Annotated in this window: 25 protein-coding genes; 10 read left to right on the top strand and 15 right to left on the bottom strand. The window is 72.3% G+C overall.

The genetic code is table 11. From position 1 onward, the window contains the following. Positions 1-3: 3 nt before the first annotated feature. From D3P35_RS21715 to D3P35_RS21695, 5 genes are all read left to right on the top strand, one after another. Positions 4-669: an amino acid ABC transporter permease gene (locus D3P35_RS21715; protein ID WP_118137822.1), complete on the top strand. Its 666-nt coding sequence runs from the start codon at positions 4-6 to the stop codon at positions 667-669. A gap of 22 nt (positions 670-691) precedes the next feature. Continuing rightward, on the top strand, positions 692-1618 hold the full coding sequence (locus tag D3P35_RS21710; protein ID WP_118137820.1) for an N-carbamoyl-D-amino-acid hydrolase: 927 nt from the start codon (positions 692-694) through the stop codon (positions 1616-1618). A 175-nt stretch (positions 1619-1793) separates the two neighbouring features. Further along, on the top strand, positions 1794-3257 hold the full coding sequence (gene hydA / locus D3P35_RS21705; RefSeq protein ID WP_118137818.1) for a dihydropyrimidinase: 1464 nt from the start codon (positions 1794-1796) through the stop codon (positions 3255-3257). Next, positions 3254-3913, top strand: coding sequence for an aspartate/glutamate racemase family protein (locus tag D3P35_RS21700; RefSeq protein WP_118137816.1), 660 nt, complete (start codon positions 3254-3256; stop codon positions 3911-3913). The genes hydA and D3P35_RS21700 overlap by 4 nt, the downstream gene beginning before the upstream one ends. A 7-nt stretch (positions 3914-3920) precedes the next feature. Then, positions 3921-4850, top strand: a complete 930-nt coding sequence (locus tag D3P35_RS21695; RefSeq protein ID WP_232830594.1) for a LysR family transcriptional regulator — start codon at positions 3921-3923, stop codon at positions 4848-4850. A gap of 154 nt (positions 4851-5004) precedes the next feature. On the opposite strand, the gene D3P35_RS21690 is transcribed toward D3P35_RS21695, so the two are convergent. The 11 genes from D3P35_RS21690 to D3P35_RS21640 all read right to left on the bottom strand — a co-directional run bounded on the left by D3P35_RS21690 (position 5005) and on the right by D3P35_RS21640 (position 14940). Continuing rightward, on the bottom strand, positions 5005-5370 hold the full coding sequence (locus D3P35_RS21690) for a YigZ family protein (RefSeq protein WP_118137814.1): 366 nt from the start codon (positions 5368-5370) through the stop codon (positions 5005-5007). A gap of 59 nt (positions 5371-5429) precedes the next feature. Continuing rightward, entirely contained in the window at positions 5430-6593 is a 1164-nt protein-coding gene (locus D3P35_RS21685; RefSeq protein WP_118137812.1) for a Xaa-Pro peptidase family protein, read from the bottom strand. Positions 6594-6625: 32 nt separating this feature from the next. Continuing rightward, entirely contained in the window at positions 6626-7279 is a 654-nt protein-coding gene (locus D3P35_RS21680) for a GntR family transcriptional regulator (protein WP_118137810.1), read from the bottom strand. Further along, entirely contained in the window at positions 7276-8526 is a 1251-nt protein-coding gene (locus D3P35_RS21675; RefSeq protein WP_118137808.1) for a hydantoinase/carbamoylase family amidase, read from the bottom strand. The genes D3P35_RS21680 and D3P35_RS21675 overlap by 4 nt, the downstream gene beginning before the upstream one ends. Further along, complete coding sequence (locus D3P35_RS21670) at positions 8523-9473, bottom strand: NAD(P)-dependent oxidoreductase (protein ID WP_118137806.1); 951 nt, start codon at positions 9471-9473, stop codon at positions 8523-8525. Before D3P35_RS21670 ends, D3P35_RS21675 begins: the two co-directional genes overlap by 4 nt. Beyond that, entirely contained in the window at positions 9470-10138 is a 669-nt protein-coding gene (locus D3P35_RS21665; protein WP_118137804.1) for a GntR family transcriptional regulator, read from the bottom strand. The genes D3P35_RS21670 and D3P35_RS21665 overlap by 4 nt, the downstream gene beginning before the upstream one ends. Next, entirely contained in the window at positions 10135-11154 is a 1020-nt protein-coding gene (locus D3P35_RS21660; RefSeq protein ID WP_118137802.1) for a biotin-dependent carboxyltransferase family protein, read from the bottom strand. Before D3P35_RS21660 ends, D3P35_RS21665 begins: the two co-directional genes overlap by 4 nt. After that, positions 11151-11870, bottom strand: coding sequence for a 5-oxoprolinase subunit PxpB (gene pxpB / locus D3P35_RS21655; protein ID WP_118137800.1), 720 nt, complete (start codon positions 11868-11870; stop codon positions 11151-11153). Before pxpB ends, D3P35_RS21660 begins: the two co-directional genes overlap by 4 nt. Before the next feature lie 8 nt (positions 11871-11878). Then, positions 11879-13183: a TRAP transporter large permease gene (locus tag D3P35_RS21650; protein ID WP_118137798.1), complete on the bottom strand. Its 1305-nt coding sequence runs from the start codon at positions 13181-13183 to the stop codon at positions 11879-11881. Further along, entirely contained in the window at positions 13183-13725 is a 543-nt protein-coding gene (locus D3P35_RS21645) for a TRAP transporter small permease subunit (RefSeq protein ID WP_118137796.1), read from the bottom strand. Before D3P35_RS21645 ends, D3P35_RS21650 begins: the two co-directional genes overlap by 1 nt. Before the next feature lie 231 nt (positions 13726-13956). Further along, positions 13957-14940, bottom strand: coding sequence for a TRAP transporter substrate-binding protein (locus D3P35_RS21640; protein ID WP_118137794.1), 984 nt, complete (start codon positions 14938-14940; stop codon positions 13957-13959). 234 nt (positions 14941-15174) lie between these two features. On the opposite strand from D3P35_RS21640, the gene D3P35_RS21635 reads away from it, so the two are divergent. From D3P35_RS21635 to D3P35_RS21615, 5 genes are read left to right on the top strand one after another with little or no spacing between them, the layout of a single operon-like run. Beyond that, positions 15175-15957 carry a LamB/YcsF family protein gene (locus D3P35_RS21635; protein WP_118137792.1) on the top strand — a complete coding sequence of 261 codons (783 nt, stop codon included), beginning with the start codon at positions 15175-15177 and terminating at the stop codon, positions 15955-15957. Further along, on the top strand, positions 15954-16805 hold the full coding sequence (locus tag D3P35_RS21630) for a D-amino-acid transaminase (protein ID WP_118137790.1): 852 nt from the start codon (positions 15954-15956) through the stop codon (positions 16803-16805). The genes D3P35_RS21635 and D3P35_RS21630 overlap by 4 nt, the downstream gene beginning before the upstream one ends. 11 nt (positions 16806-16816) lie before the next feature. After that, complete coding sequence (locus D3P35_RS21625; protein WP_118137788.1) at positions 16817-17740, top strand: dihydrodipicolinate synthase family protein; 924 nt, start codon at positions 16817-16819, stop codon at positions 17738-17740. 3 nt (positions 17741-17743) lie between these two features. Then, positions 17744-18529, top strand: a complete 786-nt coding sequence (locus D3P35_RS21620; protein ID WP_118137786.1) for an SDR family oxidoreductase — start codon at positions 17744-17746, stop codon at positions 18527-18529. A 26-nt stretch (positions 18530-18555) separates the two neighbouring features. Beyond that, positions 18556-18969: a VOC family protein gene (locus D3P35_RS21615; protein ID WP_118137784.1), complete on the top strand. Its 414-nt coding sequence runs from the start codon at positions 18556-18558 to the stop codon at positions 18967-18969. A 409-nt stretch (positions 18970-19378) separates the two neighbouring features. Here the strand turns inward: D3P35_RS21615 and cobO are convergent, their stop codons facing one another. The 4 genes from cobO to cobN all read right to left on the bottom strand — a co-directional run bounded on the left by cobO (position 19379) and on the right by cobN (position 25284). Beyond that, positions 19379-19987 (bottom strand): cob(I)yrinic acid a,c-diamide adenosyltransferase, encoded by a 609-nt coding sequence (gene cobO, locus D3P35_RS21610; protein ID WP_118137782.1) that lies wholly within the window; start codon positions 19985-19987, stop codon positions 19379-19381. Further along, positions 19984-20451: a GNAT family N-acetyltransferase gene (locus tag D3P35_RS21605; RefSeq protein ID WP_118137780.1), complete on the bottom strand. Its 468-nt coding sequence runs from the start codon at positions 20449-20451 to the stop codon at positions 19984-19986. Before D3P35_RS21605 ends, cobO begins: the two co-directional genes overlap by 4 nt. After that, on the bottom strand, positions 20448-20828 hold the full coding sequence (locus D3P35_RS21600; RefSeq protein ID WP_157982256.1) for a GFA family protein: 381 nt from the start codon (positions 20826-20828) through the stop codon (positions 20448-20450). Before D3P35_RS21600 ends, D3P35_RS21605 begins: the two co-directional genes overlap by 4 nt. Positions 20829-21597: 769 nt before the next feature. Further along, the gene (cobN, locus tag D3P35_RS21595) at positions 21598-25284 is read right to left on the bottom strand and encodes a cobaltochelatase subunit CobN (RefSeq protein WP_118137776.1); all 3687 of its coding nucleotides are present in this window, start codon (positions 25282-25284) and stop codon (positions 21598-21600) included. Between the last annotated feature and the right edge of the window lie 29 nt (positions 25285-25313).

Genomic DNA, 25313 nt, shown 5'->3' with positions numbered 1-25313 from the left:
GCCATGGACCTGTTCCTCGACCAGTTCTTCAACCTCGACGTGATGGCCCGCGCGCTGCCCTTCCTGCTGCAGGGCCTGTGGATGACCGCGAAGATCTGCGCCGCCGTGATCCTGCTCGGGCTGGTGGGCGGCTTCTTCCTGGCGCTGGGCTGCCTCTCGCCGCGGCGCTGGCTGCGCTGGCCCGCGGTGGTGGTGACCGATTTCTTCCGCGCCTTGCCGCCGCTGGTGCTGCTGATCTTCGTCTATTCCGGCCTGCCCTTCGCCGGCATCCAGGTGTCGCCCTTCGCGGCGGTGGTGATCGCCTTCTTCCTCAACAACTCGTCCTACTACGGCGAGGTGTACCGCGCCGGCATCGAATCGATCCCGCGCGGGCAGTGGGAGGCGGCGCGTTCCACCGGCCTCACCCAGGCGCAGACCATCGGTTACGTGATCCTGCCGCAGGCGGTGCGCAACGTGCTGCCCGACCTGCTCTCCAACACGATCGAGGTGGTGAAGCTCACCTCCCTCGCCTCGGTCGTCTCGCTCGGCGAGCTGCTCTACTCGGCCAACATGGCCCGCTCGCTCACCTACAACGCCTCGCCCATCATGCTGGCGGCGCTCATCTATCTCGTCCTACTCTGGCCCCTTGTCCGGCTCGTCAGCCGGTTCCAGCGCGGCCTCGCAGCCTGACCCTCCGGAGGAAAGACCCCAGATGACCAAACTCGTGATCGGCGGCGCCCAGATGGGCCCCATCCAGAAAGCCGACAGCCGCGAGGCCGTGGTGGCCCGCATGATCGCCCTGCTCGAGGAGGCGGCCTCGAAGGGCGTGGAAATGCTCGTCTACCCCGAGCTGGCGCTGACCACCTTCTTCCCGCGCTGGTACATGGAAGACCAGGCCGAGGTGGATGAATGGTTCGAGCGCGAGATGCCGAATGGCGCCACGCAGCCGCTGTTCGACCGGGCGCGCGATCTCGGCATCGCCATCACCTTCGGCTATGCCGAGCTCACCCCCGAGGGCCGGCACTTCAACACCTCGATCGTGACCGATCGCAAGGGCGAGATCGTGGGCAAGTACCGCAAGGTGCACCTGCCCGGCCATGTCGAGTACGACGAGGAGCGCACCCACCAGCACCTCGAGAAGCGCTATTTCGAGCCGGGTGACCTCGGCTTCAATGTCTGGCGCAACGAGGGCGTGATCATGGGCATGGCGATCTGCAACGACCGCCGCTGGCCCGAGACCTACCGGGTGATGGGCCTGCAGGGCGTTGAGCTGGTCACGCTGGGCTACAACACGCCCTCGGTGAACGGCCAGAGCGGCGAGGAAGGGCTGGAGAAGCGGCTCTTCCACTCGAAGCTCTCCATGCAGGCCGGCGCATACCAGAACGCCACCTTCGTCGTGGGCGTCGCCAAGGCCGGCGTCGAGGACGGCCACCCGCTGATGGGCGGCTCGATCATCGTCGACCCCAACGGCTTCATCCTCGCCGAGGCGAAGACGGAGGACGACGAGCTGATCTTCGCCGAATGCGACTTCTCCCAGTGCGCCTTCGGCAAGTCGACGATCTTCGACTTCGCCCGCCACCGGCGCATCGAGCATTACGGCCGCATCACCTCCCAGACCGGGGTGATCGAACCCGCCTGAGCGGGGTTGAACCCGGCCCCGGCGCGCAGCATGGTTCACCCCCGCGCGCCGGTGCTCCGGGCCTGACCCGGAGCCTCGCAGCCCCTCGCGGCAGTGCGGAGCGGCGGGCCGGGAGGCCCCGGGGCAAGCCCGGGGCGCCGCGGCGCGGGGTGAGAGACGACAGGAGACAGCAGGCATGAGCGAGTTCGACACGGTCATTCACGGCGGCACCATCGCCACCGCGACCGACAGCTGGAAGGGCGATATCGGCATCCGTGACGGGCGCATCGCCGCCCTTGCAGAGACGATCGAGGGCGGCGCGAGGCGCATCGACGCCAGCGGCCGGCTGGTGCTTCCCGGCGGCATCGAGGCGCATTGCCATATCGCGCAGGAGAGCTCCTCGGGCGTGATGTCGGCCGATGACTATTACACCGGCTCCGTCTCCGCCGCCTTCGGGGGCAACTCGAGCTTCGTGCCCTTCGCGGCCCAGCATCGCGGCCAGTCGGTCGACGACGTGGTGAGGACCTATGACGACCGCGCGGCGCCGAACTCGGTGCTCGACTATTCCTATCACCTGATCATCTCCGACCCCTCGCCCAGGGTGCTGGCCGAGGAGCTGCCCCGGGCCTTCGCGCGCGGCATCACCTCGTTCAAGGTCTTCATGACCTACGACCTGATGAACCTCGGCGATGGCGGGATGCTTGACATCCTCACCGTCGCCAAGGCGCATGGCGCGCTCACCATGGTCCATGCCGAGAACAACGACATGGTGAAGTGGATGAACCGCCGCCTCGCCGAAGCCGGGCTGACGGACCCGAAATACCACGCGATCTCGCGCCCCGCGCTCGCCGAGGAAGAGGCGATCAACCGCGCCGTGTCGCTGGCCAAGCTGGTCGACGCGCCGCTCTTCATCGTTCATGTCTCCACCCCCGGCGGTGCGGCCATCGTCCAGCGCGAGCGGCTGGCGGGCACCAAGCTCTTCGCCGAGACCTGCCCGCAATACCTTGCGCTGACCCGCGAGGACCTCGACCGCCCGGGCATGGAGGGTGCGAAGTTCATCTGCTCGCCCCCGGTGCGCGACAGGGAGGCCCAGGAGGTGCTCTGGCGCCATGTCCAGACCGGCACCTTCGCCTCCGTCTCCTCCGACCACGCGCCCTACCGCTATGACGAGACCGGCAAGTTCCTCAACGGTTTCGACGCGCCCTACCCGAAGATCTCCAACGGCATGCCCGGCATCGGCATGCGCCTGCCCTATCTCTTCTCGGAAGGCGTGGTGAAGGGGCGGATCACGCTGCAGCAGTTCGTCGGCCTCTCCTCGACCAACGCGGCGAAGACCTTCGGCATGGAGACCAAGGGCTCCATCGCCCCGGGCATGGACGCCGATATCGCGATCTGGAATCCGACGGAGACCCGCACCGCGACCCTCGCCGACCAGCACGACAACATGGACTACACGCCCTTCGAGGGCATGGAGATCACCGGCTGGCCGCAGACCGTGCTCTCGCGCGGCGAGATCGTCATCGAGGACCGCGAGCTGAAGGCCGCGCGCGGCCGCGGCCGGTTCGTGGCGCGCAAGCCGGTCAACCTCACCGGCATGCCCGGCTACACCGCCCCCGAGCTCGATCCCGCCCGCAACTTCGGCGCAAAGGTGGCCCCATGAGTGGTCCTGTCCTCGTCATCAACCCCAACTCCTCGCAGTCGGTGACCGACGGGCTGTCGGAGGCGCTCGCGCGCTTCCGCGTCCCCGGCGGGCCCGAGATCGAGTGCCTCACCATCCCCGAGAGCCCGCCGGGCATCATGACCCAGCGCGACGTGGACGAGGCGGGGCTGCGCGTCGCCGCCCTCGTCGAGAGCCGGCCCGAGGCCTCGGCCGTGGTCATCGCCTGCTACTCGGACCCGGGCATCGACGTCACCCGCTCGGTGGCGAAGATGCCGGTCTACGGCATCCAGGAATGCGGCGCGCTCACCGCCATGGCCCGGGCCGACCGTTTCGGTGTCATCGCCATCGCCGAAGGCTCGATCCCGCGGCACATCCGCTACCTGCGCCGCATGGGCGTGGAGCATCGCCTCGCCGGTGAGCTCGCCCTCGGCGGCGTGACCGTGGCCGAGAGCGGCCACGGGGCGGAGACGCTGTCGCGTCTCATCGGGGTCGGTGAGCGGCTGAAGGCGCTCGGGGCCGGGGCGATCGTGCTCGGCTGTGCCGGCATGGCCGGCCACCGTGCCGCGGCCGAGGAGGCCCTCGGCGTGCCGGTCATCGACCCCACGCAGGCCGCCGTGGCCATGGCGCTCGGCGCCATCCTCTCGCGCGCGGCCTGAGGCGCACGTGGGCACGGGTCGCCCGCCGCAGCCGCCGGAGGTCTCGCTCCGGCTGCTGGAGATCTTCGGCGCGATGATGCGCTGCGAGACCACGGTCGAGGCGGCCGAACTGCTGGGCATCTCGCAGCCCGCGGTCTCGAACGGCATCCGCCAGCTCGAGAGCCAGCTCGGCGTGACGCTCTTCGAGCGCCTGCACCGCCGGTTGCACCCCACCGAGGAGGCGACGCTGCTCTTCGAGGAGATCCGGCCCGTGTTCGGCATGCTGCGCGGCTTCACCTCCCGCGCGCGGGACATAAGGCAGGGGCATTCGGGGCGGCTGCGCATCATGGCCACGCCGCCGCTGGGCCACACCGTGGCCCCCGCCGCCCTGCGCAACCTGCTGCGTGACCGGCCGGAAGTCTCGGTGTCCTACGACGTGCGCCGGCTGGAGAACGTGGTCGAGGCGGTGAAGGACGGCTCGGCCGACATCGGCCTCGCCCTCGCGCTGGAGCGCCACCCGGCAGTGCATGTCGAGGTGCTGCACCGCGGTCACATGGTGGCGATGGTGCCGGCCGCCTCGCCCCTCGCGGCGCGGGCGGAGGTGACGGCGCATGACCTCGCCGAGCAGGGGTTCATCGGGCTGGAGAACGAATCCCGCCTCGGCAAGCTGGTGCAGACCGCCTTCGAGCGCGACGGTGCCGAGTATGCCCCCCGGGTGGAGGTGCGTTACTGCTCTACCGCCGCGGTGCTGGCGAATGCCGAGCTGGGGGCGGCGGTGGTCGACCCGTTCACCGCCCGGTTCCACGGCGCGCCGGGCATGGTGGTGCGGCCCTTCATGCCGCCCTCCGAGGTGGCGGCGGTGCTGATCCTGCGCCGCGGCGTGCCGCGCTCGCGCCTGTTGCACAGCTTCATCGCCGAGCTGAAGGCGGTGTTCCAGGAGCCCGGGGCCTTCACGTGAAACATTCAGGCTCCCTGATATAAGCACTGCCGCCGGGGCGGGCAGGTTCCGATGGGAAATGCCTTGCAGCGAGAGGTCCGGGGCCCCGCGCACCGCTGCTCCGGCCGCAGAGCCGGAGCCTCGCCGGGCGGGCGGAGGGCGCAGCGGCACGCGCTCAGCTCCCCGGGCCCGTCTCCAGGGCGTCGAGGTAGAGGCGCACCGCGTCCTGCACGTGGCGGAAACGGTCTCCGCCGAGGTGCTTTCCGCCATACCAGCGTGTGACGACCACGATGTGGTCCCGGACCCCCTCGCGCTCCAGCATGCGCAGGATCACCATGCCGGCACCACTCTCGCCATCGTCGTTCTTCACCGGGCCGGCCTCGGTAAGCAGGCCCCAGGTGTTATGCGTGGCCTTCGCGAATTTCTTCCGCCGCTTCAGCTCGGTGATGAAGGCGCGGGCCTCCTCCTCCGATGCGCAGGGACCGCCGGAGACGGCGTATTTCGACCCGCGGTCGCTGATGATGTTCTCGAAGACGCGCATGGCACCGGCCTATCGGCGCCCCGCCGGCAATGCAAGCGGGGGCGCCCCGCGGCCCCGCCTCAGCGGATGGTGATGTCGCGCGGCAGGGCGGAGAGGGGCTCGCAGCCGGTGGCGGTAACGATCACGGTCTCGCTTGCCCCCACGGTCCAGGTGCCGAAGGCGCGCAGCGTGGCGGGCAGGTGGAAGACCATGCCCTCCTCCAGCACCGTGTCGACGCCGGTGAACAGGCTCAGCACCGTGCCCTCGCCCCAGTCCGGCGCGAAGGCGACACCCATGGAATAGCCGATGCGCTTGCCGAAGGCGGAGGTCTGGCCGGCGGCGTCGATCACGGCCTGCGCGGCCTCGTGGGGGGCGGAGCAGGGGGCGCCGGGGCGGATGGCGGCGAGCGCCGCGGCGAGGGCGTCGAGCGCGCAGTCCATCATCGCGCGCGCCTCGGCCGGGGGCTGGCCGATCCAGGCGCTGCGCATCAGCGCGGCGTGATAGCGGGCGTGGCTGCCGGCGAGCTCGAGGAACAGCGGGTCGCCCTGCTCCAGCGCCCGGCGGCGCCAGGTCATGTGGGGCAGGCCGGAGCGCGGGCCGGAGGAGACCAGCGGCTCCATCGCCATCGCCTCGGAGCCCGCGGCAGTGGCGGCGGCGAGCATGGCGGCGGCCACGTCGTTCTCGCTCGCCCCGGCGCGGCAGGCCGCGAGCGCGGCGCTCATGCCGGCCTCGGCATAGGTGGCCGCGGTGCGGATGGCGGCGAGCTCGGCCGGCGATTTCACCATGCGCAGCGGCTCTACGAGGCCCGAGCCGTCGGGCAGGGGGCCGGCACCGAGCACCTCCTCGATGCGCGCGATCAGCCCGGGCGAGACGAACCAGCCCTGCCGCTCCAGCGCCGGCCGGGCCAGCCCCATGCGGGCCAGCAGGCCGGCGAGGGCGGCGGCGGGGTCTTCGCCATCGGCCCAGGTGGTGAGCGGCAGGAAGGTGTTGGCCGCCGCCCCCGGCCCCTCGAGCCGGCGCACCAGCAGCTCCGGCGTGCCCTCGGCCGGCAGCACCAGCGCCTGGAAGGCGAAGTAACCGGCGGTCTGCCGCCCGGTGAGCCAGAAGATGTTCTCCGGCCCGGTGACCACCAGCGCCTCGTGCCCGGCGGCGGCGATGGCGGCGCGGGCGCGGGCCTGGCGGCCGGCGAATTCGGCTTCGGGGAAGGCGGCCTCGCAGCCACGCGGCAGGGCGGTGTCGATCATCTCGGTCTTTCGGGCAACGGAAGGGGAGGGGGTCAGGGGCGGGCGAGCCAGCCCAGGAAACGGGCCCGCACGCTCTCGAAATGCGCGTCCATCGCGGCGCGGGCGGCCTCGGGGCGGCCGGCGGCGATGGCGTCGATCACGGCGATATGCTCCTGCGCCTGCTCGGCGAAACGGTCATGGGTGCGGGTGATGGTGCAGCGCCGGGCCTCGTCGCGCATCTGGGCGAGCAGGCCGGGCAGCAGATGCAGCCCGGCGGCCTCGGCCACGGCGGTGTGGAAGGCGTCGTCATCGGCCCAGAAGGCGGGGAAGGCGGCGTCGGCGCCCGCGGCATAGGCCGCCATGCGCCGGCGCGCGCGGGCGAGCGCGGGGCTGAGGGCGGCGCCCGCGGCCACCGCCTCGGCGGCGCGGGCGGCGGCGGCGGCCTCGAGCAGCCGCCGGGTCTGGACGATCTCGAGCAGCGTCTCGGCGGTGACCGGCCGGATCATCAGCGCGCCGCCCGGCAGCCGGGCGATCACGCCTTCCGTCTCCAGCCGCGAGATCGCGGCACGCAGCGGGGTGCGCGAGACACCGGAGGCCGCGGCAAGCCCGCGCTCGGTGAGCATGTCCTCGGGCGCGAAGCCGCCCTCCAGGATCCGGCTCTTGAGCGCGCGGTAGGCCTGCTGGGCCAGTGTCTCGGCGCCGCTCACCGCGGGGCCTGCCGGTCTGCGAAGGCGGCGTGGACCATGCGCACGGCCTGGCCGAGGTCGGCGGGGTCCATGCCCTCGGCGGGGTTGTGGCTGCCGTCCCAGTTGCGCAGGAACACCATCACCGAGTCCCAGCCCGCCTGGGCGAAGGCCGCGGCATCGTGGCCGCCACCGGAGAGGATGCGGCGCGGCGCGTGGCCCAGCGGCGCCGCCGCCTCGGCCAGCCGGTCTCCCAGCGCGGCGGAGAGCGGCGAGGGCTGGCTGCGCGACTGCGCGCCGAGCGCGAAGCGCACACCGCGCGCGGCCTCGATGGCTGCGATCTGCGCCTTCAGCTCGGCGTCCATCCGCTCCAGCACCGCGACATCGTCGGAGCGCAAATCGAGGCAGAAGTCGCACAGGCCCGGCACCTTGGCGAAGGCGTGTTCCTCGGTGGCCGCATCCACCCGGCCGAAGGTGACCGCGAGGTCCTGCCCCCCGGCCAGCACCTCGCCCCACACCCGGTCGAGCCCGGTCACGAGGTCGGCGAGGGCGAAGACCGCGTCGGCCCGGGTCTCGCGCGGGGCGCCGCCGGAATGCGCCCAGGTGCCCTCGATGCGCGCAGTGCGGTAGCGCAGGCCGCCGCGCACGCCCTTCACGATGGCGAAGGGCTCATCGGCGTCGAACAGCACCGGGCCCTGCTCGATGTGCAGCTCGATGAACTGCGCGGGCGCGAGGCCGGGGCCGCGCAGCACCGCCTCGGGGTCGGCGCCCTCGTCGCGCATGTGATCGGCGAGGGTGCGGCCGGTGTCGCAGCGCACTGCCTCCATCTCCTCCGGTTTCAGCCGGCCGAGGGCGGCGCGCGAGCCGATGTAGGACACCGGGAACCACACGCTCTCCTCCGCCCGGGTGACGGTGACGACGATGTCGACCGGCGGCGTCTCGCCGCTCTTCACGAAGGCGGCGACGAGGGCCATGGCCCCGGCCACGCCGGCCGCCCCGTCATAGGCACCGCCGAAGGGCACCGTGTCGACATGCGAGCCGATGTAGAGCGGGGGCGCCGCGCGGTCGCGGCCCGGCAGGCGGGCGAAGAGGTTCATGCCCGCGTCGCGCGTCACCTCCAGCCCCAGCGCCTCGGCCTCCTCGGCCACGATGGCATGGGCCTGGCTCTCCAGCGGGCTGTAGGAGGGGCGGGTGTAGCCCGGCCCGGGCAGGCTGAGGGCGTTGATGCGGGTGAGCAGTCGGTCGATGGTCTCGTCGATCACGTGGGTCATGCGAAGTCCGGTTCCGGGGCGTTGAGGGCCGTTGCGGGGCGCTGCCCGGAGAGGGCGGCGACGACATGCCCCGCCGCGCCGAGGGCGACACGGCGGAGTGCCTCTTCGGTAGTGCCTCCGAGATGCGGTGTGAAGATCACCCGCGGGCTTTTTGCCAGCGGGCCGCGCGGCGCCTCGGGCGAATAGACGTCGAGCCCGGCGGCGGCGATGTGGCCGGAGGCGAGCGCCTCGGCCAGTGCGGCCTCGTCCACCAGCCCGGCGCGGGCGGTGTTCACCAGGATGGCGCCGGGTTTCATCGCGGCCAGCGCGGCGGGCCCGATGAGGCCGCGGGTCTCTGCCCTGAGCGGCGTGTGGAGCGAGACGAGGTCGGCGCGCGCCAGCCCCTCCTCGAGGCTCGCCACGCGCTCGAAGCCGCCCACGTCCGCCGCGCGGGGGGAGTGGACGAGCACGCTCATGCCGAGGGCCGCGTGCAGCATGCGGCCGAAGCCGGCCCCGGTGGCGCCCCAGCCGACGATGAGCGCCGTCTTGCCCGAGAGCTCGGAGAAGGAATGCGTCTCGCGAAAGCCGCTGGCGCCGGCGCGCTCGGCGGCATCGGCGGCGGGAATGGCGCGTGCGGCGGCGAGGGCGAGGCCCAGGGCCAGTTCGCTCACCGAGCGGGCGTTGGCGCCGGGCGTGTTGCACACCAGCACGCCGCGGGCGGTGGCGGCCTCCTTGTCAACCGCGTCATGCCCGGCGCCGTGTACCACCACCACCTTCAGCGCATCCGCCGCGGCGATGGCGGCGGCGGAGAGCCCGGCATCGCGGGTGATGACCGCGGCACAGCCGGGGATGTGATGGGCCACGGTCACCATGTCCGGCGCGGGGCAGATCACCGGGGTGATGCCGTGCTCGCGCAGCAGCGCCTGGCCGGCTTCGTGAACGGGCTGGATGAGAAGGCAACGGGTCATCTGGTCTGTCCGGTCAGCGTGTCGATACGGGCGAGGATGGCGTCGCGCGCGCCGGCCACATGGGCGGCCATCAGCCGGGCGGCGGCGGGGCCGTCGGCGGCGCGCAGGGCGTCGAGAATGGCGAGGTGTTCCTCGCAGCCGCGGCGGAAGCGCTCGGGCACCTGGGTGTGGTCGAACATGCAGGTGCGCAGGCGCAGGTCGTCGACCGTGCGCAGCAGGGTGGCGTTGCCGGTGGCGCCGGCGAGCAGGCGGTGGAAGGCGTTGTCCACCCGCCAGTGCTCCTCGCCCTCTTCCTCCTCGCCGGGGCTGTCGGCCTCGGGGCCGGTGTCCATCAGGGCGCGGATGCGGGCCTCGATGGCGTCGAGCGCCGGCCCGGGGAGGGAGGTGGCGGCGCCGGCGCTGTAGCTTTCCAGCGCGCCGCGCAGGAAGAAGATCTCCTCCACCTCGGCGCGGCTGAGCCGGCGCACGCGCAGGAAGCGCCCGTCGCGGGCCGCCAGCCCCTCCGCCTCGATGCGCTTGATCGCCTCGCGCACCGGGGTGCGCGACATCTCCAGCAGATCGCCCAGCTTGGCTTCCTGCAGGGCGTCGCCGGGGGCGATGGCGCCGGAGAAGATCATCTCGATGATGCGGGCATGGGCCTGGCGGGCCAGCGACAGCGGGCTCATGGCTCGGCCGCCTCCGGCCCCACCACGCCGTCGATCAGGTTGACCGAGAGCAGGTATTCCGAGCTGAGCTGCAGGCTGCCCTTGGGCGCCAGCGTGTCGATGGCAAGGGCGAGGGCGCGGCGGGCGGCCAGCGCCGCGTCCTCCGCCTCCTCCCGGCTCACCTTCGTGAAGCTGAGCGCCGCCCCGCTGGGGGTCTGGGCGAGGCGCGGCAGGTCGGCCGAGGCGACGGTGGCGATCTTGGGATAGCCGCCGGTGGTCTGCCGCTCGGCCATCAGCACGATGGGCCGGCCGGAGCCGGGCACCTGCACCGAGCCCAGCGGCGTGCCGTCGGAGACGATGTCATGCCCTTTCGCGGCGCGGATCTCCTGGCCCTCCAGCGCGGTGGCCATGCGGTCGCGCGTGGCGGAGACGGTGAAGGCGCCGCCGGCGAAGGCCGCCCAGGCGGCCTCGTCGAAGAAATCGTCCTGCGGGCCGGGCACCACGCGGATCGGGCCGGTGGCGCGCGGCAGGGGGCTGCGCAGGCGCAGGCAGGGGCCGACGGCGGTCTCGCCCAGGGGCAGTTCGTCGCCCTCGCGCAGGGCGCGGCCCTCGTGGCCGCCGAGGCCGGTGCGCAGGTGGGTGGCGCGGGCGCCGAGCACCGGCGGGGTCTCGATGCCGCCCGAGACGGCGATGTAACCCCAGACCGCGTCCTTCAGCGCGCCGACGCTGAGCACCTGGCCGGGGGCGAGATCGTGGCTCTCCCAGGGGGCGAGGGCGGTGCCGTCGCGGCTCAGCTGCGCCTCGCCGCCGGTGACGGCGATGCGCACCGGGGCGGTGACCTCGAACGTGCCGCCGAACCCGGCGAATTCCAGCCCCGCCGCCTCCGGCCCGTTGCCCACGAGGGCGTTGGCCAGCGCGAAGGCCGGCGGGTCCATGGGCCCCGAGCCGGAGACCCCGGCATGCAGCAGTCCGCGCCGGCCGCGGTCCTGCACGGTGAGCATGGGCGAGGCGCGGCGGATCTTGAGGAGCGCGCTCATGCCGCCACCTCCGGGGTGACCGGGCTCTCGCCGCGGGCGAGCGCGGCGTCGAGCCGTGCGGCCTCGGCGGAGGTGACGGGGTGGAAGCGGATGCGGTCTCCGGCGCGGAACAGGAAGGGCTCCTCCCGCGCGGGGTCGAAGGGCACCAGCGGCGTGCGCCCGAGGAAGCGCCAGCCGGAGGGGCCGGCCACCGAGTTCACGCTCGCCTGCTTGCCGCCGATGCCGATGGAGGAGGCGGCGACGAACTGGCGCGGCGTGGCCCGGCGCGGGGTGTGCAGCCGCTCGGGCAGCCCGCCGAGATAGGTGAAGCCCGGCGCGAAGCCGATCATGTGCACCCGGTACTCGGCCGAGCCGTGCAGGGCGATGAGCTCGTCGGGGCTCATCTCCTTCATGCGGGCCATCTCCTCGAGGTCGAGCGCGGTCTCGCCGCCGTATTCCACCGGCACGTGCCACAGCCGGGCGGCGCCGGCGCGCACGTCGAGCGCGCCGAGCCGCTCGAGCAGCGCCGCGCCGAGTGCCGCGCCGCGCACCGTTCCGGGGTCGTAGAGCACGAGGAGCGAGCGGTAGGTGGGCACCGTCTCCTCCACCCCGGGCAGGGGATCGTCGGCGAGGGAGCGCGCCAGCGCGATGACCCGTGCGTTCACCACCTCGTCCACCTCGGAGGAGAGTTCGACGGTGAGGGCCTGGTCGCCGGCGGCTAGGATGCGGGGAGTCATGGCAGGGGTCAGTTCCGTGCAGAGAGCGTGTCGGGCAGCCAGGTGACGATGCCGGGGAAGACGGCGATCACCAGCGCGAAGGCGGCCATGATGAAGAAGAACGGCAGCGCCGCGCGGGCGATGGTGCCGATCCGGTCGCCGGTGATGCGCTGGATGACGATGAGGTTGAACCCCACCGGCGGGGTGATCTGCGCCATCTCCACCACCAGCACCAGGAAGACGCCGAACCACACCTTGTCGTAGCCGGCGGCGAGCACCAGCGGCAGGGTGATGGGCAGGGTCATCACGATCGAGGACATGCCCTCCATCAGGCAGCCGAGGATCACGTAGAACACCAGCAGCACCACGATGAGCGCGAAGGGCGACAGGCCGAGCGCCTGGATCTCGCCGGCGATGTAGCGCGGCAGCCCGAGGTAGCCCAGCGACACCGAGAGGAACATCGCGCCGATGATGATCAGCCCGATCATCGCCGAGGTCTGGGCGGCGTGATAGGCCGCCTCGGCCAGGGTCTTCACCGAGAGCGTGCGCTGGAAGGCGCCGACGAGGATGGCACCGGCCACGCCCACGGAGGCCGCCTCGGTGGGCGAGGCGATGCCGCCGTACATCGAGCCGATCACCGCGAGGATGAGCAGCAGCACCGGGCCGAGCCCGCGCAGGGCGGCGAGCTTTTCCATCAGCGTGGTATGGGGCGGGGTGTCGCCCACCAGCGCGGGGTTCATCACCGCGCGGAAGCCCAGGTAGCCCATGTAGGAGAGCGCCAGCAGGCCGCCGGGCAGGATGCCGGCCATGAACAGCTTGAGGATCGATTCCTCCGCCAGCACCCCGTAGATGATCATGATCACCGAGGGCGGGATGAGGAAGCCCAGCGTGCCCGCGCCGGCGAGGCTGCCGATGATCAGGTTGCGGTCATAGCCGCGGCCGATGAGCTCGGAGGCAGAGATGCGCCCCACCGTGGCCGTGGTGGCGGCGGAGGAGCCGGAGACGGCGGCGAACAGCGTGGAGGAGAGCACGGTGATGTGGCTCAGCCGGCCCGGCAGGCGGCGGGTCCAGGGCGCGAGCCCGGTGAACAGCGCCTCCGACAGCCGGGTGCGGAACAGGATCTCGGCCATCAGGATGAACAGCGGCAGGGCGAGCATCTCCATGCTCACGGCCGAGTTCCACGCCTGCTGGGCGAAGAGCTTCTCCACCGGCATCATCGGCTTGAACAGCGCCAGCGTGCCGATGCCGGCGCCGATGAGGCCGAGCCCGACCCAGACACCGGAGCCGAGCAGCAGGGCGAGCAGCCCCAGGAGGGTGAGTCCGATCTTGCCCATCACGCGGCCTCCTCGGTCTTGGGGTCTTCGATGAGGGTCTCGCCGCGCAGCACGCGCAGGAGCTGTGCCAGCATCTGCAGCACGAAGATCAGCGCGCCGACGGCGAGCACCAGCTGCGGGATCCACAGCGGGGTCTTGATCACGGAGGAGGCGGTGGTGCCGCGCCCGAAGGAGAGCCAGGCCATGTGCCCGAGCGCCCAGAGGATGAACGCGGTCACCAGCAGCCCGGCGAGGCAGGCGGCGAGGTCCATGCACCACACGGCGCGGGCCGGCACCACCTCGTGCAGTGCTGTCACCCGCACATGGGCGCCGCCGCGCAGCGCGCTGCCGCCGGCGAGCAGGAAGCACGCGCCCATCATGTAGGCCGCGTAATCCCAGCTGAAGGACAGGCTGGTGCCCCAGATGTTCCGGGCCAGCACCTCGGCGAAGATGAGCCCGAAAAGGGCCATGAGGCAGGCCGCCGCAACGACGCCTCCCGCCAGGGTGATCGCGTCGATGCCGCGGATCAGCGGCCCGAACCGCACAGGTCTCGTCTCGTCCATGGGTAGCTCCGGAGGGGACGTGGAAGGGAACGATGCGCCGCGGGCGAAGGATGCCGCCCGGGGCCGTCACACCGAAGGTGTGCAAAAGGCGTCACACCTCAGGTGTGCAGGTAGCCTGTCACGCCTCTGGCGTGGAGGGAGCCTCTCGCGCCTCCGGCGCGGACAGAGTTTCCTGCGCCGTTGCGGCGCGGGGGGCCGGCACGCCTGCTGGCGGGCCGGCCGGGGCGCGCCTTACTGCTGGCGCGCCGCGAGGTAGGCGTCGATGTAGGGCGCGGCGCCGGGCACGCGCTCCTTGAAGTCGTCCCACATCGGCTTCGCGCGCTCGAGCAGGGCGGCCTTCAGCTCCTCGGAGGGGGCGGTCACGGTGACGCCGTTCTCCTTGAGGACGGCGATCTTCTTGTCGTCCTCGGCCTTGCTGGCCAGCCAGAACTCGCCTTCCAGCTTCTCGGCCACGGCCTCGATGGCGTCCTGATCCTCGGGGGAGAGCTCGTTCCAGGCGTCGAGGTTCACCGTCACGATGTTGGAGGAGGCCTGCCAGTTGAAGGTGCTCATGTTGTCGAGGAATTCCCAGAACGCCCCGTCCACGCCGGAGGAGGAGGAGGTCGTCACGCCCGAGATGGTGCCGGCCGCGAGCGAGGGAACCACTTCGCCCCAGGGCATCTGCAGCGGGGCGGCGCCGAGGCGGGTGAAGAAGTCATGCCCGTTGGCGTCCACCACGCGCAGCTGCAGGCCGGCGAGGTCGTCGATCGTGTTGATCGGGTTCTTCGAGTACACGGCCTGGCCCGGCCAGGGCACCATGTAGAGCAGCTTCTGATTCATCGATTCGGCCACTTCCTCCACCTTGGGGCGGTAGAACTTGTGCAGCAGCGCGAGGTCGGCCAGCGTGGGGGCGAGGTAGGGCAGGGTCTCGACACCGAGCTCCGGCGCGTCGCCCACCTGCTGGCTCATCAGGATGTCGGCGATCGGCACCAGGCCGTCGCGCACCGCGGCCATGCCCTCGGGGCCCTTGATGCCGAGCGCGCCGCCGGAATGCACGGTGATGACCACGTCACCATCGGTAACCTCTTTCACCGCCTCGGCGAATTTCATCGCGTCCTGGGTGTGGAAGTTGCCCTCGGGCCAGACCACGGACATGTCCCAGGCGGTCTGGGCCGCGGCGGGCAGCGCGAGGGTGGCGAGCAGGGCGCCGAAAGCGGCGCTGGACAGGTGTTTCATCTCGGGTCGACTCCTTGTCGGTGGTGGGTCGGTGTCTGCGTCGGCTGTGTGGAGCTGGTGTCCGGATCCTCCGGGATCGGGCCCGTTGATCTCTTGTCATTTCGGTATACCACCTGTATGGCAAGACATGCCAGACGCAATGGCGGATTTTTTCGCAGCGCGGACGGAATGATGAAATTATGCGCTCCCGAGGCAGGTCTTTGCCCGGCGCATCGGCAGGGAAAGGACGGCAGAATGGCGATCTCGATCGATCTCAACTGCGACATGGGAGAGAGCTTCGGCGCTTACACCATCGGCGACGACAGGTCGATGCTGGAGCTGATCACCACCGCGAACGTGGCCTGCGGCTTCCATGCCGGCGACCCCTCGGTGATGCGCGACACCATCCTCAACGCGAAGGCGCGCGGCGTGGCCGTGGGCGCGCATCCCTCCTTCATGGACCTCTACGGCTTCGGCCGCCGCCGCATCTCCGGCGAGCGCCCGGAGGACCTCGAGGCGCAGATCATCTACCAGATCGCCGCCATCCAGGGCATGGCGCAGGCGCTCGGCTGGCCCATCACCCATGTGAAGACCCATGGCGCGCTGGGCAACATGGCCGCGGTGGACCGCGAGCTGGCCGAGGTCTGCGTGCGCGCGGCCAGGGCCGTCGACCCCACGCTCACCTTCGTCACGCTGCCCTATTCCGAGATGATGACCGCCGCCGAGGCCGCCGGCCTCACCGTGGCCTGCGAGATCTACGCCGACCGCACCTACACCGATGCCGGCACCCTGACCCCGCGCAGCGAGCCCGGCGCGGTGATCCATGACCCCGCCCAGAGCGTGGCGCAGGTGCTCTCGATGGTGCGCGACGGGGTCATCCCCACCACCGGCGGCAGGAAGCTGCCGGTGCAGGCCGCCAGCCTCTGCGTGCACGGCGACACGCCGGGCGCCGTCACCATGGCCGCCGAGCTGCGCCGCGCGCTCGAGGCCGAGGGCATCGCCATCGCCCCCTTCCGCACTCCCGGAGTTTCCGCATGACCCGCATCGTCTGGCACAAGGGCGCCTTCATGCCCGAAAACGAGGCACAGGTCTCGATCTTCGACCGTGGCTACCTCTTCGCCGACGCGATCTACGAGGTCACGGGCGTGGTGGGCGGCAAGCTGGTGGAATACGAGGGCCATGCCGCGCGGCTGCAGCGCTCGCTCGCCGAGCTCGGCATTCCCTGCCCGCTCACGCCCGAGGAGCTGCTCGCCGTGCACCGCGAGATCGTGGCGCGCAACGACCTCGACGAAGGGCTGATCTACCTCCAGCTCTCCCGCGGCCCGGCCGACCGTGACTTCGTGTTCCCGGCAAACCCCGAGCCCACGCTCTCGCTCTTCACCCAGGCCAAGCGCGTGCTGGAAAACCCGCAGGCCGGGCGCGGCATCTCGGTGATCTCGCTGCCCGACCTGCGCTGGGCGCGCCGCGACATCAAGACCGTGCAGCTCCTCTACCCCTCCATGGCCAAGATGCAGGCCAAGGCCGCCGGCGCCGATGACGCCTGGCTGACCCAGGACGGCACCGTGACCGAGGCAAGCTCGGCCACCGCGCATATCGTGGTGGGCGGCACGCTGATCACCCGGCCGCTGTCCAACGACATCCTGCACGGCATCACCCGCGCCTCCACCCTCGATCTCGCGCGCGGCGCGGGCATCCCGGTGGTCGAGCGCGCCTTCACCCTGCGCGAGGCCCAGATCGCCGACGAGGCCTTCATCACCTCCGCCACCAATTTCGTGCTGCCCGTCGTGTCCATCGACGGTGCGCCGGTGGGCGACGGCAAGCCCGGCCCCGTCACCCGCCGCCTGCGCGAGATCTACATCGCCGACCGCCTGTCCCGCGCCATCTGAGGAACCCGAGAATGCCGCTGATCGACCGCAACACTTCCGGCGTCTACATCATCTGCGCCACCCCCTTCACCGAGACCGGGGCGCTCGACCTCGACAGCCTCGACCGGCTGGTGGATTTCTACGTCGAGAAGGGGGTCACCGGCCTCACCATCCTCGGCATGATGGGCGAGGCGGACAAGCTCACCCCCGAGGAGCGCCGCGCCGTGATCGACCGGGTGATGGCCCGCACCAGCCTGCCGGTGGTGGTGGGCGTGTCCGACGCAGGCCTGGACAACCTCGCCGCGCTGGGCTCCTACGCGATGGAGAAGGGCGCCGCCGGCCTCATGGTCGCGCCCTCGAAGGGCAGCCCGCGCGAGGACCGGGTGATCGCCTATTTCCACGCCGTCGCCCGGGCGCTGGGCCGCGACGTGCCGCTCGTCTTCCAGGATTTCCCGCAGGCCACCGGCATCCCGGTGTCCTCGCGCACCATCCTCGAGCTCTCCGCCGACCTGCCGCAGATGGTGATGCTCAAGCACGAGGACTGCCCGGGCCTCACCAAGATCACCACCCTGCGCGAGGCCGAGGCCAAGGGCGCGCCGCGCCTCTCCATCCTGTGCGGCAACGGCGGGCTCTACCTGCCGCAGGAGCTGGCGCGCGGCGCCGACGGCGCGATGACCGGCTTCGCCTACCCCGAGGCGCTGGTCGAGACCGTGCGCCTGTGGCAGGAGGGCAAGCAGTGCCAGGCCGAGGACCTGTTCGACCGCTACCTGCCGATCCTGCGCCACGAGCAGCAGCCCGGCTGGGGCCTCGCGGTGCGCAAGACGGTGCTGATGAAGCGCGGGGCCATCGCCTGTGCCGCCACCCGCGCGCCGGGGCCGCGCCTCACCGGCACCGATGTCGCCGAGCTGGAGCGCCTGATGGGCCGGCTCGCCAAGAAACTCGCGAAGGAGGTCTGATCCATGGATTTCGGACTGAACGGGCGCCGCGCGCTCGTGCTCTCATCCTCCCGGGGCCTCGGCCTCGGCATCGCAACGGCGCTTGCCGCCGAGGGCGCCGAGGTGCTGCTCACCGGGCGTGACGAGGCGGCGCTGGCCGAGGCCGCAGCCACCATCACCGCCGCAGGCGGCAAGGCCTCCTGGGTGTCGGCCGACCTGTCGGACCCCGCCACCCCCGCCGCCCTCGCCGCGAAGGCGCGCGAGGTGCTCGGCTCGGTCGACATCCTGGTGAACAACACCGGCGGCCCCCCTCCGGGCGGCGTGCAGGCGATGGAGCCCGGGGTGCTGGCCGCCCAGGCGCAGGCGATGGTGTTCTCGGTGATCGAGCTCACCAACATCCTGCTCGCCGACATGAAGGCCGCCGGCTGGGGCCGGGTGCTAACCGTCGCCTCCTCCGGCGTCGAGCAGCCGATCCCCACGCTCGCGATGTCCAACACCCTGCGCTCGGCCCTGCGCGGCTGGTCGAAGACCCTCTCGGGCGAGGTGGCCGCCGACGGCATCACCGTGAACATGCTGCTGCCCGGCCGCATCCACACCGCGCGGGTCGACCAGCTCGACGCCGCCGCCGCCGGCCGCACCGGCAAGGACATCGAGGCGGTGCGCAGCGCCTCGCGCGCCACCATCCCCATGGGCCGCTACGGCACGGTGGAGGAATTCGCCGCCGCCGCGGCCTTCCTGTGCTCCGCGCCCGCCAGCTACGTGACCGGCGTCACCCTGCGCTGCGACGGCGGCGCCATCCGCTCGGTCTGAGACCCCTCCAAAAGAAGGACACGACAATGCGTTCGCTCTTCCATCTCGCCTACCACGTGACCGACCTCGACGAGACCCGCCGCTTCTACGGCGAGGTTCTCGGCTGCAAGGAAGGCCGCAGCACCGACACCTGGGTTGATTTCGACTTCTTCGGCCACCAGATCTCGCTGCACAAGGGCAAGCCCTTCGAGACCACCAACACCGGCAAGGTGGGCGACCACATGGTGCCGATGCCCCATCTCGGCGTCATCCTGCCGCTGGAGGACTGGCTGGCGCTGGCCGACCGGCTCACCGCCCACGGCCTCGCCTTCGAGATCCCGCCGGTGATCCGCTTCGAGGGCGAGCCGGGCGAGCAGCGCACGATGTTCTTCCGCGACCCCTGCGGAAACCCGATCGAGGTGAAGGGCTTCAAGGATTTCGACGGCGTCTTCGCCAGCTGATCCGCCAAGGCCCCGGCGCGCTCCCTCCGCGCGCCGCGGCCCGCCCGCCGTCCGCCTGAGCGGCGGGCCGTTCCGGCCCCGGCAGCGCGCAATGTCTCCGCGCCGCCGGGGCTTTCCTTTTGTCGCGGGGCCGTGACGCCCGGCCGCGCAACACCGCGCTCCGCCGCCCGCTCCGCAACCGCGAAGGCATCACGCACGACCACTGCAGTCTTCACCCCGCCTCTCGCCCCACGCTCCGCTGCCCCGGCCCCCGAGCCGGGGCCTCCCGGCCGACCGCCCCGCGGCACAACGGCCACTGCGCGATCACCCCTCTGCAGTTTGCACGCCGCCCTGCACTCCGCTGCACCGGCCCCCGAGCCGGGGCCTCCCGGCCGGCCGCCCCGCGGCACCGAAGGCCCGCGTCAGGCTCTCAGAACTCCACGCCCTTCTGCGCCTTCACGCCGGAGCGGAACGGGTGTTTCACCAGCTCCATCTCGGTCACCATGTCGGCGAGCTCGATCAGCTCCGGCTTCGCGTTGCGCCCGGTGAGCACCACATGGGTCATGTGCGGCTTCTCGGTGGCGAGGAACTCGAGCACCTCCTCGAGCGGGATGTAATCGTAGCGCAGCGCGATGTTGATCTCGTCGAGCAGCACCATGGAGTTGCGCTCGTCGCGGATCAGCTCCTTGGCCTTCTCCCAGGCGGCGCGGGCCATCTCCATGTCGCGGGTGCGGTCCTGGGTCTCCCAGGTGAAGCCCTCGCCCATGGTGTGGAACTCGCACAGGTCGGAGAACCGCGCGAGGATCATGTCCCGCTCGCCGGTGCTCATCCCGCCCTTGATGAACTGCACCACCGCGCAGGGCATGCCATGGGCGATGTGGCGGAAGATCATCCCGAAGGCGGCGGTGGACTTGCCCTTGCCCTTGCCGGTGTGGACGATGATCAGGCCCTTCTCGTCGGTCTTGGTGGCCATGATCTTGTCGCGCGAGGCCTTCTTGCGCGCCATCTTCATTGCGTGGCGTTCGGGATCTTCGGTCATCTCAGCTCCTTGCGCATGGTGAGGCTCGTGGGCCGGTCATAGCCCGGATGCGCCGTGCGCGCGACCTCGACGAAGCCCAGCCGGGCGAAGGTGGCGTGGTTTTCGGTGAGCTCCACCCGGGTCTGCAGCTCGAGCGCGCCGAGGCCGCGGGCCCGCGCCTCCGTCTCCGCCGCTTCCACCAGCGCCCGGGCGAGGCCACGGCCCCGCGCCACCTCCGCCACCGCGAGCTTGCCGAGGTAGAGCGCGCCGGGCTTCACCGTGCAGAACACGCAGGCGAGCGGCGGCCGGCCTGCGGCGAGCAGCAGCCCCGCGCGCGCCATGTCGCGCATCTCGCCCGGCCCGGTGCGATGGATGGAGGAGGGCGGGTCCACGCGCCCGTCCATGTAGCCGAAGGCGGCGGTGACAAGCGCGTGCACGGCGGGCAGGTCCGGGTCGTCCGGCCCGAGGCGGCGGATGTCGGTCATTCCCGGGTCAGCCCGTCTTCGGCATGGACGAGCCAGGGCACCCGCTCGCCCCAGTGGAAATGCGCCTCGGGGGCGAGGCCTGCGGGGTCGTCCACGAGCGCGAGGTGGAAATGCGTCTCGCCCGGGTAGCGCGCGGCCCTGTAGGCCACGGGCGATCCGCAGGTCGGGCAGAAGACCCGCTCCACTCCGGGCGACGAGGCGTAGAGGGCGGGTGCCGCGCCGGTCCAGCGCCAGGCGCTGTCCGGAACGCCCACGAAGCTGGTGAGCGGCGAGGCCGTGGCCCGCCGGCAGCTCTCGCAATGGCAATGGCCCACCCAGTTCGGCGGCCCGTCCCACTCGAAGCGCACCGCGCCGCAGAGGCAATGTCCCTGTCGCATTCGCATCTCCTCCCGTTCTCCGGCAGCCTAAGCCCGCCGGCCCGCAGCCGTCCATAGCCACCCTCCCGGCCCGCCCGGGGGAACCCCGGGCCGCGCCCGACCTCCCCCCGGAGGGCGCGATGGCGGTGTCACCCGCAGCCCGCGCGGCGCAGATGCAAGGGGTGCCGCGCCGGCCAGTCGGGGCGCGCGCCCTCCAGGTCGGGCGCGGCCCTCCGTGCGCCGCTGGGGCGTGGTGTGCGTTCCGATTGGGTCGGCGATGGCGTGTCGGGAACGAGCGGCCCCGCGTTGCAGCGCCATCGCTCTCGGGAGCCGCGTGTACGTCTATCCGCGCTCCCCACCTGTCTCGCCCGGGGGGAACCCCGAGCCGCGCCCGATCTCCCCCCGGAGGGCGCGATGGCGGTGTCACCCGCAGCACGCACGGCGCTGATGCTTCGAGGTGCCACGCCGGCCAGTCGGCGCGCGCGCCCTCCTGGTCAGGTGCGGCCCTCCGTGCGCCGCTCGGGCGTGGTGTGCGTTCCGATTGGGTCGGCGATGGCGTGTCGGGCACATGCGGCCCCGCGTTGCAGCGCCATCGCTCTCGGGAGCCGCGTGTACGTCTATCCGCGCTCCCCACCTGTCCCGCCCGGGGTTGCCCCGGGCCGCGCCCGACCTCCCCCCGGAGGGCGCGTCGGCGATCTCGCCCGCAGCCCGCGCGACACTGATGCAAGGGGTGCCGCGCCGGCCAGCCGGGGCGCGCCCTCCAGGTCGGCCGCGGCCCTCCGTGCGCCGTTCAGCCGGTCAGCGTGTCCAGCAGCGCCCGGGCGGAGTTGGAGCGCGGTTGCCAGAGGCCGCGGTCGATGGCCTCGGTCAGGCGCGCGGCGATCTCGCCGAGGGCGGCGGGGTTGGCCTCCGCGATGAAGCCGCGAACGGTCTCGTCCTCGAGATACGCCTGGTGCACGAGGTCGAAATGGTGGCTCTTCACCGCCCGCGTGGTGGCGGCGAAGGCGAAGAGATAGTCCACCGTGGCGGCCATCTCGAAGGCGCCCTTGTAGCCGTGGCGCTGCACCCCCGCGATCCACTTCGGGTTCACCACGCGCGAGCGCACGACCCGGCCGATCTCCTCCTCGAGCGAGCGGATCACCGGTCGCTCCGGGCGGGAATGGTCGTTGTGCCAGACCGGCCGGTCGCGGCCCTGAAGGGCGGCCACGGCGGCGGCCGCGCCGCCCTCGAACTGGTAGTAATCGTCGGAATCGAGCAGGTCGTGCTCGCGGTTGTCCTGGTTCTGGACGATGCCTTCGAGCCGCGCCACCCGGGTTTCAAGCGCGGCGCGGGCCCGGGCGCCCTCGGCGCCGCGGCCATAGGCATAGCCGCCCCAGTCGAGCCAGGCGGCGCCGAGATCGGCGCGCTCGGCCCAGATGCGCTCGTCGATCAGGGCCTGGAGGCCGGCGCCATAGGCCCCGGGCTTGGCGCCGAACACCCGGTAGCCGGCGGCCTCGCCCGCACCTTCGGCGCGGAAGCGGGCGGCGGCGGGGTTGTCCTCCTCCGGCTCGTCGAGGGCCATCACTGCCCGTGCGGCGCTGTCGAACAGGTCGATCAGCCCGGGGAAGGCGTCGCGGAAGAAGCCGGAGACGCGCAGCGTCACGTCCACCCGCGGCCGGCCCAGCACGCCGGCCGGCATGATCTCGAACCCGGTCACCCGGCGGCTCGACGTGTCCCATGTCGGGCGCACGCCCATCAGCGCGAGGGCCTGGGCGATGTCGTCGCCCCCGGTGCGCATGTTCGCCGTGCCCCAGGCGGTGACGAGCAGGGCGCGCGGCCAGTCGCCCTCGTCCTGCAGGTGGCGCTCCACGAGGGCGGAGGCGGATTTCCAGCCCAGTGTCCAGGCGGTGGGCGTGGGCACGGCGCGGGTGTCGACCGAGTAGAAGTTGCGCCCGGTGGGCAGCACGTCCGGCCGGCCCCGTGTCGGCGCGCCGGACGGCGCGGGGGCGACGAACTGCCCCGAAAGGGCGGTGAGGAGCCCCTTCCCCTCCGCCGGGCCGCAGGCCGCAACGGCCGGGGCCAGGCGCGCGCGCACCTCTTCCAGCACCGCCTGCGTGGCGGGCCAGCCCGGCGCCGTGTCCTCCGCGCCCCCCATCACCGCCTCCAGCAGCGTGGCGGCGAGGGTTTCCAGCCGCTCCACCGTGTCGCCGTTGCTGCGCCAGGTGCCGGGCAGGGCGCGGGCGAGGGGCTCGGGGCGGGGCCCGTCCCAGGGGGCGGCCATGGCGCAGTCGAGCGGATCGAACGCCGCACCGAGGCCGAGGTCGGCGGCGAGCGCGCGGATGAGCGAGGCCTCGCCCGCCCCGCTGCCGCGCGGCAGGCGGACGAGCGCCTGCACGAGGTCGCGGGCCAGCCGCCCCTCCGGGCTGCGGCCGAAGATGTGCAGCCCGTCGCGGATCTGCGCCTCCTTCAGGTCGCAGAGCCAGGCGTCGAGCTTCGTGAGCGCGGCCTCCTCGTCGAGCCCGGAGATGCCGGCATCCGCGTCGATGCCGCTCGCGGCGGTGAGGGTGAGGATCTCGCGGGCGAGGTGCTCCAGCCGCCGGCGGTCGACGCCCGCGGCCTCGTAGTATTCGTCGACCAGCGCCTCGAGGTCGCGCAGCGGGCCGTAGCTCTCGGCGCGGGTGAGCGGCGGGGTGAGGTGGTCGATGATCACCGCCGCGGCGCGGCGCTTGGCCTGCGTGCCCTCGCCGGGGTCGTTCACGATGAACGGGTACACGTGCGGCACCGGGCCCAGCACCGCCTCGGGCCAGCAGCTCTCCGACAGGGCCACCGCCTTGCCCGGCAGCCATTCGAGGTTGCCGTGCTTGCCCATGTGCACGATGGCATCGGCGCCGAACTCCTGCCGCAGCCAGGCGTAGAAGGCGAGGTAGTTGTGCGGCGGCACGAGGTCGGGCGCGTGGTAGGTCTCCTTCGGGTCGATGTTGTAGCCGCGCGCCGGCTGCACCCCCACCACGGCGTTGCCATGGGCGAAGATGGAGAGGGCGAAGCCGTCCGGCCCGCAGAACGGGTCGTCCTCCGGCGGGCCCCAGCGGGCCTCCATCTCCCGGCGCAGGTCATGCGGCAGGCTGGCGTGGAAGGCGCGGTAGGCCTCGAGCGACAGCCGCTCGCCGCCCGTGCGCGCCGCGCGGTCGGTGAGCCAGTTGGTGGGGCCGGCGGTGATGCGCGCCATCAGGGCAGCGCCCGAGGCCGGGGGCTCCACCGCGTAGCCTTCGGCCTGCATCAGGCGCAGGGCGTGCACCGTGGCCTCCGGCGTGTCGAGCCCCACGCCATTGGCGAGGCGGCCGTCCTTGTTGGGGTAGTTCGCCAGCACCAGCGCCACCCGGCGCTCGGCCACGGGCCGGGCGCGCAGCCGGGCCCAGCCGGCGGCGAGATCGGCGGTGAAGTCGATCCGGTCGCCCCGGGCGCGGTAGGCGGTGATCGGGCACTCGGTGGCCTCGTCGAAATAGGCCTCGCCCTTGAAGCTCACCGCGCGGGTGAGGATGCGGCCGTCGAGCTCGGGCAGGGCGACGTTCATCGCGATGTCGCGCGGGGCGAGGCCGGCGGTGCCGCGCTCCCATGTCTCCTCGTCGGAGGCGGCGAAGACCACCTGCAGCACCGGGGCGCCGAACCGGTCGAGCGGCGCGCCGCCGCCCACCGCGAAGCTGGTGGCGTTGAGGATGACGTCCGGCGGCGCCTCGGCGAACAGGCTCTCGAGCGTCGCGACCGAGAGCGGGTCCTTCAGCGAGGCGACGAAGACCGGCAGCGGGTTCAGCCCCCGTCGCAGCAGGGCGCGCACCATGCGGTTCACCGGGTTGAGCCCCGCGCCCTGCACCAGCGCGCGGTAGAACACGAGCGGCACCACCGGGGCGCCCTCGGTCCAGCCCTGCCGGGCGGTGTCGAGCCCGGCCAGCCCCTCGCCGGGCCAGTAGATGCCGGCGCGCAGCAGGGGCTTCGCGCCCGGCGGCACCTCGGCCTCGCCCAGCAGCGCGCGGGCGGCGCGCAGGAAATTGGCGGAGTTCTCCGGCCCGCCCTCCACGAGATAGCCCCAGAGCGCCTCCCACTCCGCCTCGCTCACGGTGGAGAGGCGGCGCAGCTCGTCGTCGGGCTTGTCGTCACCGGGCAGGGCGGCGAAGGGGATGCCCTCCTCGGCCAGCCGGCGGGCGTATTGCTCGAGCCCGTAGCGCCAGTAGCCGGCACCGCCCAGCACCCGGGCGACCACGAGGCGCGAGCGCGCGGCGCAGTTCTCCAGGTGCAGGTCCACCGACATCGGGTGGCGCAGGTGGTTGAGCGAGACCAGCCGCAGCGACGGGGCTTCGGCGCCCAGCTCCTCGCGCGCCTGGGCGAGGGCGGCGAGCTCGGTGTCGGCGGCGGAGATCACCACCACGTCGGCCGGGGTCTGGCCGGGGTCGACCGGCTCGGACCCGTCGTCGATGCTGCCCGCCTGGGCCTGCAGCAGGTGCATCAGCCAGCCCTCCGGAGGGGGGCGGCGCG

The organism is Oceanicella sp. SM1341, assembly GCF_003448965.1.
Lineage (GTDB): Bacteria > Pseudomonadota > Alphaproteobacteria > Rhodobacterales > Rhodobacteraceae > Paroceanicella.
The sequence above is the reverse complement of the archived record's forward strand: the minus strand, read 5'-3'. Positions and strand labels throughout refer to the sequence as shown.

Coding starts and splice junctions, on each gene's coding strand:
- D3P35_RS21715 (WP_118137822.1), top strand. CDS start 4: ATGGACCTGTTCCTCGACCAGTTCTTCAACCTCGACGTGATGGCCCGC.
- D3P35_RS21710 (WP_118137820.1), top strand. CDS start 692: ATGACCAAACTCGTGATCGGCGGCGCCCAGATGGGCCCCATCCAGAAA.
- hydA (WP_118137818.1), top strand. CDS start 1,794: ATGAGCGAGTTCGACACGGTCATTCACGGCGGCACCATCGCCACCGCG.
- D3P35_RS21700 (WP_118137816.1), top strand. CDS start 3,254: ATGAGTGGTCCTGTCCTCGTCATCAACCCCAACTCCTCGCAGTCGGTG.
- D3P35_RS21690 (WP_118137814.1), bottom strand. CDS start 5,370: ATGCGCGTCTTCGAGAACATCATCAGCGACCGCGGGTCGAAATACGCC.
- D3P35_RS21685 (WP_118137812.1), bottom strand. CDS start 6,593: ATGATCGACACCGCCCTGCCGCGTGGCTGCGAGGCCGCCTTCCCCGAA.
- D3P35_RS21675 (WP_118137808.1), bottom strand. CDS start 8,526: ATGACCCACGTGATCGACGAGACCATCGACCGACTGCTCACCCGCATC.
- D3P35_RS21670 (WP_118137806.1), bottom strand. CDS start 9,473: ATGACCCGTTGCCTTCTCATCCAGCCCGTTCACGAAGCCGGCCAGGCG.
- D3P35_RS21665 (WP_118137804.1), bottom strand. CDS start 10,138: ATGAGCCCGCTGTCGCTGGCCCGCCAGGCCCATGCCCGCATCATCGAG.
- D3P35_RS21660 (WP_118137802.1), bottom strand. CDS start 11,154: ATGAGCGCGCTCCTCAAGATCCGCCGCGCCTCGCCCATGCTCACCGTG.
- pxpB (WP_118137800.1), bottom strand. CDS start 11,870: ATGACTCCCCGCATCCTAGCCGCCGGCGACCAGGCCCTCACCGTCGAA.
- D3P35_RS21650 (WP_118137798.1), bottom strand. CDS start 13,183: ATGGGCAAGATCGGACTCACCCTCCTGGGGCTGCTCGCCCTGCTGCTC.
- D3P35_RS21645 (WP_118137796.1), bottom strand. CDS start 13,725: ATGGACGAGACGAGACCTGTGCGGTTCGGGCCGCTGATCCGCGGCATC.
- D3P35_RS21640 (WP_118137794.1), bottom strand. CDS start 14,940: ATGAAACACCTGTCCAGCGCCGCTTTCGGCGCCCTGCTCGCCACCCTC.
- D3P35_RS21635 (WP_118137792.1), top strand. CDS start 15,175: ATGGCGATCTCGATCGATCTCAACTGCGACATGGGAGAGAGCTTCGGC.
- D3P35_RS21630 (WP_118137790.1), top strand. CDS start 15,954: ATGACCCGCATCGTCTGGCACAAGGGCGCCTTCATGCCCGAAAACGAG.
- D3P35_RS21625 (WP_118137788.1), top strand. CDS start 16,817: ATGCCGCTGATCGACCGCAACACTTCCGGCGTCTACATCATCTGCGCC.
- D3P35_RS21620 (WP_118137786.1), top strand. CDS start 17,744: ATGGATTTCGGACTGAACGGGCGCCGCGCGCTCGTGCTCTCATCCTCC.
- D3P35_RS21615 (WP_118137784.1), top strand. CDS start 18,556: ATGCGTTCGCTCTTCCATCTCGCCTACCACGTGACCGACCTCGACGAG.
- cobO (WP_118137782.1), bottom strand. CDS start 19,987: ATGACCGAAGATCCCGAACGCCACGCAATGAAGATGGCGCGCAAGAAG.
- D3P35_RS21605 (WP_118137780.1), bottom strand. CDS start 20,451: ATGACCGACATCCGCCGCCTCGGGCCGGACGACCCGGACCTGCCCGCC.
- D3P35_RS21600 (WP_157982256.1), bottom strand. CDS start 20,828: ATGCGACAGGGACATTGCCTCTGCGGCGCGGTGCGCTTCGAGTGGGAC.
- cobN (WP_118137776.1), bottom strand. CDS start 25,284: ATGCACCTGCTGCAGGCCCAGGCGGGCAGCATCGACGACGGGTCCGAG.